12 protein-coding genes and 1 other annotated feature are annotated in these 12806 nt (G+C 34.6%); of the genes, 6 read left to right on the forward strand and 6 right to left on the reverse strand.

The features are described 5' to 3' along the window. Positions 1-22 precede the first annotated feature (22 nt). Both ssb and rpsF read right to left on the reverse strand, forming a co-directional pair. Complete coding sequence (ssb, locus tag HMPREF2897_RS08470) at positions 23-532, reverse strand: single-stranded DNA-binding protein (protein WP_002447681.1); 510 nt, start codon at positions 530-532, stop codon at positions 23-25. A gap of 22 nt (positions 533-554) precedes the next feature. Further along, entirely contained in the window at positions 555-851 is a 297-nt protein-coding gene (gene rpsF / locus HMPREF2897_RS08475) for a 30S ribosomal protein S6 (protein ID WP_001831345.1), read from the reverse strand. A gap of 384 nt (positions 852-1235) precedes the next feature. On the opposite strand from rpsF, the gene HMPREF2897_RS08480 reads away from it, so the two are divergent. Both HMPREF2897_RS08480 and HMPREF2897_RS08485 read left to right on the forward strand, forming a co-directional pair. After that, positions 1236-2045, forward strand: a complete 810-nt coding sequence (locus tag HMPREF2897_RS08480) for a GH25 family lysozyme (protein WP_070592971.1) — start codon at positions 1236-1238, stop codon at positions 2043-2045. Positions 2046-2118: 73 nt separating this feature from the next. After that, positions 2119-2310: a hypothetical protein gene (locus HMPREF2897_RS08485; RefSeq protein WP_001831355.1), complete on the forward strand. Its 192-nt coding sequence runs from the start codon at positions 2119-2121 to the stop codon at positions 2308-2310. Positions 2311-2542: 232 nt separating this feature from the next. On the opposite strand, the gene ychF is transcribed toward HMPREF2897_RS08485, so the two are convergent. The 4 genes from ychF to HMPREF2897_RS08505 form a co-directional block, all read right to left on the reverse strand. Further along, positions 2543-3640, reverse strand: coding sequence for a redox-regulated ATPase YchF (ychF, locus tag HMPREF2897_RS08490; protein ID WP_002447679.1), 1098 nt, complete (start codon positions 3638-3640; stop codon positions 2543-2545). Next, on the reverse strand, positions 3640-3855 hold the full coding sequence (locus HMPREF2897_RS08495) for a DUF951 domain-containing protein (protein WP_002447678.1): 216 nt from the start codon (positions 3853-3855) through the stop codon (positions 3640-3642). The genes ychF and HMPREF2897_RS08495 overlap by 1 nt, the downstream gene beginning before the upstream one ends. A gap of 20 nt (positions 3856-3875) precedes the next feature. Further along, positions 3876-4751 carry a mechanosensitive ion channel family protein gene (locus HMPREF2897_RS08500; protein WP_020363552.1) on the reverse strand — a complete coding sequence of 292 codons (876 nt, stop codon included), beginning with the start codon at positions 4749-4751 and terminating at the stop codon, positions 3876-3878. Between the two features lie 155 nt (positions 4752-4906). After that, a complete protein-coding gene (locus tag HMPREF2897_RS08505; protein WP_002491696.1) occupies positions 4907-5749 on the reverse strand; it encodes a ParB/RepB/Spo0J family partition protein in 843 nt (280 codons plus the stop codon). Between the two features lie 266 nt (positions 5750-6015). Further along, positions 6016-6412, forward strand: a binding site (T-box leader). Between the two features lie 65 nt (positions 6413-6477). Between HMPREF2897_RS08505 and HMPREF2897_RS08510 the strand changes: the two genes are divergently transcribed. The 4 genes from HMPREF2897_RS08510 to metE are packed head-to-tail and all read left to right on the forward strand — an operon-like array spanning position 6478 to position 12788. Next, a complete protein-coding gene (locus HMPREF2897_RS08510; protein WP_070592972.1) occupies positions 6478-7581 on the forward strand; it encodes a PLP-dependent transferase in 1104 nt (367 codons plus the stop codon). Further along, on the forward strand, positions 7578-8753 hold the full coding sequence (gene metC / locus HMPREF2897_RS08515) for a cystathionine beta-lyase MetC (RefSeq protein ID WP_070592973.1): 1176 nt from the start codon (positions 7578-7580) through the stop codon (positions 8751-8753). Before HMPREF2897_RS08510 ends, metC begins: the two co-directional genes overlap by 4 nt. Further along, positions 8707-10545: a bifunctional homocysteine S-methyltransferase/methylenetetrahydrofolate reductase gene (locus HMPREF2897_RS08520; RefSeq protein WP_070592974.1), complete on the forward strand. Its 1839-nt coding sequence runs from the start codon at positions 8707-8709 to the stop codon at positions 10543-10545. The genes metC and HMPREF2897_RS08520 overlap by 47 nt, the downstream gene beginning before the upstream one ends. Beyond that, positions 10542-12788 (forward strand): 5-methyltetrahydropteroyltriglutamate--homocysteine S-methyltransferase, encoded by a 2247-nt coding sequence (gene metE / locus HMPREF2897_RS08525; protein ID WP_070592978.1) that lies wholly within the window; start codon positions 10542-10544, stop codon positions 12786-12788. The genes HMPREF2897_RS08520 and metE overlap by 4 nt, the downstream gene beginning before the upstream one ends. The last annotated feature ends 18 nt before the right edge of the window (positions 12789-12806 follow it).

Raw genomic sequence — 12806 nt, forward strand, 5'->3', positions numbered from 1 at the left:
ATTTTATTTTATTCGTTCATTATTAGAATGGTAAATCATCATCACTGATATCAATCGGTCCATTAGCATTTGCAAACGGATTATCCGACTGATTTGAGTTTGATGAATTATTGTTGTTGTAAGATGTATTTTGTCCTGATTGCTGACCACCAAATCCTTGACCGTAGTCTTGGAAATTATTGTTCTGTGAACGTTGGCCACCTTGTTGTGCGTTTTTAGGTTCAAGGAATTGAACACTATCACATACGACTTCAGTAACAAAAATACGACGACCTTCTTGATTTTCATAACTACGTGATTGTATGCGACCATCAACGCCAGCTAAACTACCTTTAGACAAGTAGTTATTTACATTTTCTGCTTGTCTACGGAAGACTACACAGTTAATAAAGTCAGCTTCGCGTTCCCCTTGAGCATTCGTGAAAGTACGATTAACTGCTAGAGTAAATGTCGCTACACTTACGCCTGAGGGTGTGGTTCTGTATTCTGGATCTTTCGTTAGACGACCTACTAATACAACTCGATTTAACATTTAAACGCCCCCATCTAAATTATTACTTATCTTGGTCTTCACGGATAACGATGTAACGAATGATATCATCATTAATCTTAGCTAAACGTTGGAATTCGTCAGTTGATTTATTGTTATCAGTTTTAATACGTACGATGTTATAGAAACCTTCTTTGAAATCATTGATTTCATAAGCTAGGCGACGTTTACCCCAGTCTTTTTCTTCTAAAACTTCTGATCCTTCTGAAGCTAAGATACCATTGAAACGTTCAACTAACGCTTTTTTAGCATCCTCTTCAATGTTAGGACGTACGATATACATAATTTCATATGTTCTCATAGTTTATTTGCACCTCCTTGTGGTCTATACGGCTTATCAACATTTAATGTGATAAGCAAGGAATAATTTTCATTACTCACAGAAAAGAATTATAGCATAGAGCTTTACTTTTTACAATCAATTTCAGATGAATCTTACCCTTAAATATTGATGAGCATTATTTATTTTTGAAAATATCAATACAGATTATTGGTTTAAGACTCCTCTGAGACTTCCCTCTTTGTTCAAAAGCAATCATCCTATTTATGTTATACATTACTTTATATTCAAATTATATTAATGTTACTTAATAGATAGTTGATACTTCATTTTAGTTATAATAACATCAAAATTATATTTCATATAATTGCACTTGATACTAAATTCATTATAAAGGAGTCGTTTATGTTAAAGAAATTTTCTTACTCAATCATTTCACTTTCAATTTTCGCTACTAGCCTTAATTTTATAGATACTCAAGCACAAGCGTCTTCATCTTCTGTAAGCGAAAAAGGTACAATGGGGTATGGCTATCAACAATACTTAAAAGACCATCCTAAAAAGCAACCTCATAAAACACAAAATCGTTCTACTTTCTCTGCTGAATCTAATATTACTGAAACAAATAATGGTGAAAGAGTCTTAGATATTTCTGAATGGCAAGGACTTTTAACTAACGAACAAATAAAACAACTAAAGAAAAATTATGATTTTATTATTTTAAGAGCACAGTACGGTTCAGAATACGTTGATAAGACTTTTGAAAAAAATGCAGCATTATTAGAACAAAATAAAATGAAATACGGCGTGTACTCTTACAGCATGTACGAAAGTCCAAAAGATGCACGTTATGAAGCTAACACTTTATCTCAACGTGCCCCCAAAGCCGCCTTTTACATCAATGATTATGAAGAACAAACCGTTAAATCCGGAGATGATGAAATAGCGACACAAGCATGGGCAAACGAAATGAGAAAACTTGCTGGAAACAAGAAGATCCTTTTTTATTCATATGAAAACTTCATGTTAAATCATGCATCAAATGCTGTCAGTTCTTATGATGGCTACTGGTTAGCAGCATATCAAGCTGAGGAACCAAACCGAGAGAAAGTGCTATGGCAATATACAGATAGTTACTACTCTCCTGAATTAAATCAAAATGTCGATGCAAATTACATTGACGAAAATGTGAATTCGTCTTGGTTCACTTCATAAATACGAACACATGTGAACAAAAACACTTCACTTTAACGAACATTTGTTCTAAAATACATATGAGGTGTTTTTCATGAGATTAAATTTAGATTGGAATAAAGATTTCCAAGAGTTTCAAGATATCTTAAATAGTGGCATTCACCCAGAATGGCTATACTGCGCTAAAGCAAATTTAGTTCTTGAACCCGCATACACTGGTGAGGGCAAACAATTTTTTAGTACACAAGACATCATTAAAGCAAGTAAAATCATTCCATTTTTTTAAGAATTTGGAATCCTTACATAAGAGCAATGAAAGTTTAATGGAAAGCTTCATTGCTCTATTAATCAATGATTCTATTTCCTAACTACAAATAATCGCCTCATTAATAGTTGTCATTGTAGTATGCAGAATAATTTATCTCCTAATTTTCAATTTTATTATCAAAAAAACACCCTAAAACTAGAATTTGCTTCTAATTTTAGAGTGCCTCATTAATATAAATACATGCTTTAAGTTAAACATTAAAACGGAAATGAACAATATCCCCATCTTGCATGATGTAATCTTTACCTTCTAAACGTTGTCTTCCCGCTTCTTTAGCACCATTTTCGCCACCATGTTGTACATAATCATCATAGCTTGTTACCTCTGCACGAATAAAACCACGTTCGAAATCGGTGTGAATAATTCCAGCACATTGTGGTGCAGTCATTCCTTGTTTAAATGTCCAAGCACGCACTTCTTGCACACCGGCAGTAAAGTAAGTAGATAAACCTAACAAATCATATGTTGTTCTAATGAGTCTGTCTAAACCTGGTTCTTCAATGCCTAAATCTTCTAAGAACATTTCTTTATCTTCATCATCTAATGTGGCGATTTCTTCCTCAATTTTTGCACTAATAACGATAACTTCTGAATCTTCGTTTGCTGCATATTCACGGATTGCTTTCACTTTATCATTATCTTTATCTCCAATTTCATCTTCACCAACATTAGCAATGTATAACATTTTCTTAGATGTTAATAACTGAGCTTGATTAACCCACTTTTGATCATCTTCATTGAAATCAATACTGCGTACTGGTTTACCGTCTTCTAACGCTTCTTTAATTTGTGTTAATATACGTAATTCCATCTCAGCTGTTTTATCTTTTTGGCGAGCCATCTTCTCTATTTTCGGTAAACGTTTTTCAACAGATTCTAAATCTGCTAAAACAAGTTCCATATTAATGACTTCTATGTCATCAAGCGGATTAACACGCCCTGATACATGTGTAACATTCTCATCGTCAAACGCACGAACCACCTGACATATAGCATCTACTTCACGAATATGTGAAAGAAATTTATTTCCTAAACCTTCGCCCTTAGATGCACCCTTAACAATACCTGCAATATCAGTAAACTCAAAAGTAGTAGGAATTGTTTTTTTAGGTTGAACCATTTCTTCTAATTTTATTAAACGTGAATCTGGCACTTCAACGATACCAACATTGGGATCAATCGTTGCGAAGGGATAGTTTGCTGCTAATGCGCCAGCTTTAGTAATTGCATTAAATAGGGTAGACTTACCTACGTTAGGCAAACCTACGATACCTGCTGTTAAAGCCATTATTCATTCTCCTTACTTTCTTTGTCTTGATGAAATTCAAGAACTTTTTTCATTTTCTTATTAAACACTTGCCGTGGAATCATGACACTGCGCTGACAATGTTCACATTTAATACGAATATCAGCGCCCATTCTAATAATCTTAAAACGATTTGTTCCACATGCATGTGGTTTTTTCATTTCTACTATATCATTTATTCCATACTTTGACGTCATGAAATGACCTCCAATGATGATTAGCTTTTTCCTTCATTATAATTTGAAATGACTGGTTGTGGCATGCGAATACCTTCTTGTCTAAACATTTTTTGAGTTTCTTTACGAATAATACGAGCGCCTGAAAATCCTTCACCAGGAATTGTTTCTGCTGAAATTCGTATAGTAACCTTATTAGATTCTATCGCATCAATGCCATCAACAACTGGATCGCTGACAAATAAGTAATATTTACTGCGTAAAGAAACAAATAAACGATTGAGTTTCTTTTCAACTTGATCTATATTTTCATCAACTGATACTGGTAGTTCTACAATAGCAGTCCCATTTGTAATTGAAAAGTTCGTAATTTCACCCATGCTACCATTAGGTAAAATAGTCAGTTCTCCTGAAATTGTATTAATTCGCGTTGATCTTAAACCAATAGATTTCACAGTACCTTCTGCTACCGTAGTTCCTGAACTATTAATTTTAACATAGTCACCCACATCAAATTGATTTTCAAAGATAATAAAGAAACCTGTAATAACATCTTTCACTATCGTTTGCGCACCGAAACCAACCGCAATACCTACAACTCCAGCACTAGCAATAATACCTTCGACGCTAATACCAAACTTACTTAAAATTGTTGTGATAACAACAAACCATACGATATATTTTACTATGTTTTGTACAAGAGAAATCAGTGTTTTTGAACGCTTTTTATTCCCTTTTTTACTTTTATTTTGAATTTTAAATGCTTGCTCAATAATCTTATTCAAAATTGCTATAACAACAATCGCTACAAGGATATAAATTAAAATCATTATTACTTTAGTAATTAAATTTTCATATGTTTCAACCTTTGTTAAAGGTTCGAACAATGAAGATAAAATATGTTTTAGTTGATTCATATATAATATGCCCTCCTTTTCATTTTTTTCATAATTCATTTATTATAACTTAATTTATTCATTTAGATAATACGTCTATGGTTTTAAAATACTATCCTTTTGAGGGATATTTATAAAACTATGTATATGCTTCCTGTTTATAGAGGGCTAAACTTTTAATATTCCATATAATCTTTATTAAGTTGACGAATCAAGCGTTTGAATTCTGCTTCAGATTTAAATTCAAATGTGATTTTTCCAACATTTTTTGATGTCGAAATATCTACTTTCGTACCATATTGCTTTTTTAAAAATCTTTCCTGCTGTTGAATCATTTTCGGTTTACTTCCCTTAGTCTCTTTGTCAAGTTTCATTGAGATGTCTTTACTGACTAAACCATTGACGTACTCCTCTAAATACCTTACACTCCAAGACTCCTGGGCCGCTTGTTTTGCCGTCTTTTTTATTTTACTGGCGTCTTTCAAAGTTAATAACGTACGCCCATGAGCACTAGATAACGCCCCGTGTTGAACCATCTGAGCAACATCTTTAGGTAACTGTAATAACCTAAGCATGTTGGCAATATAAGGACGTGACTTACCTAATCGTCTCGCAACTTCTTGTTGGGTAATGTTCAAATCTGTCATCATTTTTTTATAACTTTCCGCTTCTTCAATGGCATTTAAATCTTCTCTCTGTAAATTTTCAATAATTGCCAATTCCATCATATCTTCATCAGATAGTTCTTTAATAATAGCTGGCACTTTTGTTAATCCCGCCAATTGAGATGCTCTAAATCGTCGCTCACCCACAACAATATAGTAACCTTGAACAGTTTGACGTAATACAATAGGCTGTAGTATACCATGTTGTTGAATTGATGAAGCTAAATCATTGAGTCGTTCTTCTTCAAACGTCTTACGTGGCTGATAAGGATTAGGTCTAATTAATTCTAGTGCAATAAATTGCACACTATCATCATTATTCATTTTCAACCTCTGATCATCTGTATATGCCATCTCTTTTCCACATCTTTCTATCTTAGTTTAAGTACCTCTAATGAATAATCAATCCTCATTGATTCATTCCTTATTTTAAAAAAGTTCAATCCAATAATACAAGCCTTTCAAATTAATACTAACAGCTTAATATGAAGCTTATTACGTCATATATTTTCAGATGTATTTCTGATAATAAATTAATAGTTAAATCAAAATTTTCAGAAAAATCATTGACAAATAAATTCAAACTATGTAATCTATGTATTAACAATTTAAAAAACATTTTACACACTGTAAAAAGGAAAGTAAAACTTACACTGCTTATACAGAGAGTCTTCACACGCTGAGAGAAGGCATTGAAAGAAAGTTTGAAAATGGCCTTGGAGTGTTGATGCCAATATGAGGTATCAACGGGTTCGCCCGTTATAGCGATACAGTATTAACATTGATGTTAAATGGCGTACTGGAAATTTTATACGTCACAATTTATCGTTAATACTCATTTATTCACATATGGATTAAATGAGTTTTTGTTTTATTTAATGATGTTACGATAAGAAAATTGTGTATCAGCTATTTTCAGTATACTGTTTTAACACTATGGCGTACTGATTGAGGTTACTTTAGTAATAAAGTAGCAAACAAAGGTGGTACCGCGAAGTTTAAGCTTTCGTCCTTTACATCCGAATCATTCGGGTCTAAAGGACGGAAGCTTTTTTATTTTTACTGAATAGGAGGAGCTAGCTATGAAGGATACAGATTTAGCTCAAATTGCTTTAACACAAGATCACACTGGCGCAATTGCCAATCCAATATATTTATCTACTGCATATCAGCATCCTCACCTAGGTGAATCAACAGGCTATGATTATACACGAACGAAAAACCCTACAAGAACAGCCTTTGAAGAAGCTTTTGCACAGCTTGAAAAAGGCATTGCTTCATTTGCTACTTCCAGTGGTATGGCAGCGATTCAGTTAATATGTAATATATTCAAACCAGGTGATGAAATTCTCGTTGCATTTGACCTTTATGGTGGAACGTTTCGGTTATTCGATTTCTACGAAAAACAATATGGGTTGAAGTTTAAATATGTAGACTTTTTAAATTATGAAGAAGTGGAAAAAAACATTACGCCACAAACTAGAGCATTATTTATTGAACCAATCTCAAATCCGCAAATGATTGAAATTGATGTAGAACCATATTATATCCTTAGCAAAAAACATCAACTATTAACAATTATCGACAACACTTTTTTAACACCTTATCTTTCGACACCACTCGAAGAAGGTGCAGATATCGTTCTGCATTCAGCAACAAAATACATTGGCGGACATAACGATGTGTTAGCTGGAGTTGTAACTGTTAAAGATGCTCAATTAGCTGAACAATTGAATCAATTCCATAATATGATTGGAGCAACGCTATCACCTCTTGATAGTTATCTTTTACAAAGAGGTTTAAAGACATTACATCTTCGCATAGAGCGTTCCCAAAAAAACGCTCAAAAACTCGCACAACGATGTCGCCAGTCAGATTCAATTGATGAAGTTTTATATAGCGGACGAACAGGCATGCTTAGTTTAAGACTGAACCAAGCATATAGCGTCGCTAAATTTTTGGAAAATTTAGATATTTGCATATTCGCAGAAAGCTTAGGTGGTACAGAAACATTTATCACCTTCCCTTATACACAAACACACGTTGATATGCCAGATGAGGAAAAAGACAAACGTGGCATTGATGAATATCTCATCAGATTATCCGTAGGTATAGAAGATTATAACGATATAGAAGCTGACATAATTCAAGCATTAGAGAATTCTAAAGTAGGAGTGATTTCATGAGTTTATCTAAAGAAACAGAAGTAATATTCGATGTACGTAGAGGTAAAGACTACGACTCAGCTAACCCACCACTTTACGATTCATCTACGTTCCATCAAAAAGTGTTAGGTGGTGAGAGTCAATATGATTACGCACGAAGTGGTAACCCTAACCGAACTTTACTTGAAGAGAAACTGGCACGCTTAGAAGATGGTAAATATGCATTTGCTTATGCTTCAGGCATTGCCGCAATTTCAGCCGTTTTACTCACATTAAACGCAGCGGATCATGTTATTTTACCTGATGATGTTTACGGGGGGACATTTAGATTAACTGAACAAATACTCAATCGATTCAATATTGAATTTACTACAGTTAACGCCACACATATAGATCATATCGCTGAAGCTATTCAATCAAACACAAAACTCATCTATGTAGAGACACCTTCAAATCCACTTTTCAAAATTACAGATATTCATGCTGTAGCAACGCTAGCAAAGGAACATAAGTTACTATTAGCTGTTGATAATACATTTATGACACCTTTGGGTCAATCACCTTTAGCACTAGGCGCTGACATAGTTATTCATAGTGCAACTAAATTTCTAGGTGGACATAGCGATTTAATCGCAGGTGCAGCAATTACTAATAATAGAGAGGTTGCAAATGCATTGTACTTATTACAGAACGGCACGGGCACAGCCCTTTCTGCTTATGATAGTTGGGCACTTGCAAAACATCTTAAAACATTACCAGTTCGTTTTAAACAATCTGTTCATAATGCTGAACGTCTTGTTCAATTTTTGAGTCAAAGAGAGGAGATTTCTGAGGTGTATTACCCAGGAAATAATCCTACACACCTCAAGCAAGCTTCAACTGGAGGTGCAGTGATAGGTTTCCGAATTAAAGATGAATCTAAAGCACAAAAGTTTGTCGATTCTCTTACTTTACCGCTTGTATCAGTGAGTCTCGGTGGTGTAGAAACTATCCTATCACATCCCGCAACAATGTCTCATGCAGCAGTGCCAGAAGATGTGAGACGTGAACGTGGCATCACTTTCGGGTTATTCCGTTTAAGTGTAGGTCTTGAGAATCCAGAAGAACTCATCGCAGATTTTAACTACGCTTTAAAGGAGGCTTTCAATGAGTCATTTATTGAACCAATTAAAGAGCAACGTTTTAGTAGCTGATGGCGCTATTGGAACAATATTCTACTCGGAAGGACTTGATACTTGTCCGGAAGCCTACAATCTTACTCATCCAGATAAGGTCGAGCGGATTCATCGTTCTTATATCGAAGCTGGTGCAGACGTCATTCAAACGAATACGTATGGTGCCAACTTTGAAAAATTAAAGTCCTTTGGTCTTGAACATAAAGTTAAAGAAATTCACCAAGCTGCAGTTCAAATTGCCAAACGTGCAGCAAATGAGGACACAATTATACTTGGAACGGTAGGTGGATTTAGAGGCGTCCGGCAAGAGGATATTAGCCTTTCAACAATTCAATATCATACAGAACTTCAAATCGATACATTAATTGATGAAGGTGTAGATGCCCTTTTATTTGAAACTTATTACGATTTAGATGAATTAACTCGCATCGTCACTGCCACACGACAAAAATACGATATTCCAATCATCGCTCAACTCACCGCTTCAAATACGAATTACTTAGTTGATGGCACTGAAATTAATGAGGCATTGAAATACGTAGTTGAATGTGGCGCCAATGTAGTTGGATTAAATTGTCACCATGGCCCACACCATATGCAACGATCATTTTCACATATAGAACTTCCTAAACATGCGTATTTATCGTGTTATCCAAACGCGAGTTTATTAGATATCGAGAATAGTGAATTCAAATATAGTGATAATGCTCAATATTTCGGAGATATAGCTCAAGAATTAATTAATGAGGGAGTCAGATTAATAGGTGGTTGTTGTGGCACAACACCTGAACATATTCACTATATTAAATCAGCAGTTAAACATTTAAAACCCGTTAAAGATAAAAAGGTAATCCCTATTAATAAAGCTTCATCTCAAAAGCAAGCGCGAGTTCTTAAACAAAACCTTACTTCTAAAGTTAAAAATGGCCCAACAGTCATCGTAGAACTTGATACACCCAAACATTTGGATACTGATACATTTTTCGATAATGTAGGCAAATTAGATGAAGCTGGCATAGATGCTGTTACATTGGCGGATAATTCGTTAGCTACCGTAAGAGTAAGTAACATCGCAGCGGCAAGTTTAATCAAACAACGCTACGATATTGAGCCTCTTGTACATGTAACATGTCGTGACCGTAATTTAATAGGATTACAGTCTCATCTTCTAGGTTTATCACTCATTGGTGTCAATGAAATACTGGCTATTACCGGAGATCCTTCTAAAGTAGGTCATTTACCCGGAGCTACAAATGTCTATGATGTGAACTCAAAAGGCCTTACAGAACTTGCACTAAGATTTAACAAAGGTATTAACACTGACGGCGATGCGCTGAAGAAACATACTAACTTTAACATCGCTGGTGCGTTTGATCCTAACGTACGAAAATTAGATGGAGCCATTAAACGACTTGAAAAGAAAGTAGCAAGTGGCATGAGTTATTTCATAACTCAACCCGTTTATAGTAAAGAAAAAATTATTCAAGTATATGAAGAAACAAAACATTTAAATACACCTTTCTTCATAGGTATCATGCCAATCGCAAGTTATAACAACGCACTTTTCTTACATAATGAAGTGCCCGGCATCAAAATGTCAGACGATGTACTTAACCAATTCAAAGCTGTTAAAGATGATAAAGAAAAGACTAAAGAATTAAGTTTAAGACTTTCTAAAGAACTCATTGATACAGTACACGAATACTTCAACGGTCTGTATATTATTACACCTTTCCAAAAGGTAGATTATTCGTTGGAACTCGCAGCATACTCTAAATCAATCACTGCCAACAAGGAGGCAATATTATGACAACAATTAAAACTTCAAACTTAGGATTCCCAAGATTAGGTAGAAAAAGAGAATGGAAAAAAGCAATTGAAAATTATTGGGCACATAAAATTGACAAAGCAGAATTAGATCAAACACTGACTGATTTACACAAAGAAAATCTTTTACTTCAGAAAAATTATCATCTTGATAGCATTCCAGTTGGAGATTTCTCTTTATATGATCATATTTTAGATACGTCTTTATTGTTCAATATTATCCCTGAACGTTTCCAAGGACGCGAAGTCAATGATGATTTATTATTTGATATTGCTCGTGGTAACAAAGAGCATGTTGCAAGTGCACTTATTAAATGGTTTAACACCAACTATCACTACATTGTACCTGAATGGGACAACGTAGAACCTAAAGTTGAAAAAAATACGTTATTAGAACGTTTTAAATATGCACAATCAATTAATGTAAATGCGCATCCTGTAATTGTTGGTCCTATCACATTTGTAAAATTATCAAAAGGTGGTCATCAATCGTTCGAGGAAAAAGTTGAAACATTACTTCCTTTATATAAAGAAGTTTTACAGTCACTTGTAGATGCAGGTGCTGAGTATATTCAAATTGACGAGCCTATTCTAGTGACTGATGATAGCGAAAGTTATGAAGACATTACTAGAAAAGCATACGACTATTTCTCAGATGAAGGTTTAGGAAAATACCTCGTTATTCAAACTTACTTTGAACGTGTTCACTTAAAATTCTTAAGTTCATTACCAGTAAGCGGTTTAGGATTAGATTTGGTACACGATAACGGCTATAACTTAAAACAAATTGAAGCTGGTGATTTCGATCAAAGTAAAGCACTTTATGCAGGAATCATTGATGGCCGAAATGTATGGGCTGCTGATATTGAAGCGAAAAAACAACTAATCGAAACATTACAACAACACACACAACAGTTAGTCATTCAACCCTCATCATCACTTCTACATGTTCCAGTATCACTAGATGATGAAACACTTGATGAATCTATTGCAGAAGGATTAAGTTTTGCTACTGAAAAGTTAGATGAATTAGATGCATTGCGTCGCTTGTTTAATGATGATGACCTGTCAAAATATGAACATTACAAAGCTCGTTATGAACGCTTCCAAAGTCAATCTTTTAAAAATCTTGAATACGATTTTGAAAGTGTACCGACACATCGTAAATCACCATTTGCTAAACGCAAGCAATTACAAAACCAACGTCTAAATTTACCAGATTTACCTACGACTACGATTGGTTCATTCCCTCAAACTCGTGAAGTCCGTAAATTTAGAGCAGATTGGAAAAATAATCGCATTACAGACGCTGAGTATCAAGAATTTTTACAAAATGAAATCGCTCGTTGGATTAAAATCCAAGAAGATATTGGTTTAGACGTACTTGTACACGGTGAGTTTGAACGTAACGACATGGTTGAATTTTTTGGGGAAAAACTTCAAGGTTTCCTAGTAACAAAATTCGGTTGGGTACAGTCTTACGGTTCTCGTGCAGTTAAACCACCAGTTATATATGGAGATGTGAAGTGGACTGCTCCACTTACTGTAAAAGAAACAGTATACGCGCAAAGCTTAACTGACAAACCAGTAAAAGGTATGCTTACAGGTCCAGTTACTATTCTAAACTGGTCATTTGAACGCGTAGATGTACCTAGAAAGGTTGTTCAAGATCAAATTGCCTTAGCCATTGATGAAGAAGTGTTAGCTTTAGAAGAAGCAGGTATCAAAGTCATTCAAGTTGACGAACCAGCGTTGCGTGAAGGCTTACCTCTACGTTCTGAATATCACGAACAATATTTAGAAGATGCTGTACATTCATTTAAATTAGCAACATCATCTGTGCATGATGAAACACAAATTCATACACATATGTGCTATTCTCAATTTGGACAAATCATTCATGCCATCCATGATTTAGATGCAGACGTTATTTCTATTGAAACTTCTCGTAGTCACGGAGACTTAATTCAAGATTTCGAAGATATTAATTATGATTTAGGAATTGGATTAGGTGTTTACGATATTCACAGTCCACGTATTCCAACCGAAGAAGAGATTACCACTGCAATTAATCGTTCATTACAACAAATTGACCGTTCTCTATTCTGGGTTAACCCAGACTGTGGTCTAAAAACACGTAAAGAAGATGAAGTGAAAGATGCATTAACAGTGTTAGTCAATGCAGTTAAAAAGAAACGTCAAGAATCTGAATCAACAACAGCATAATACGAGCTAGAGGTGAGA

Source organism: Staphylococcus sp. HMSC065D05 (assembly GCF_001813195.1).
GTDB lineage: Bacteria > Bacillota > Bacilli > Staphylococcales > Staphylococcaceae > Staphylococcus > Staphylococcus epidermidis.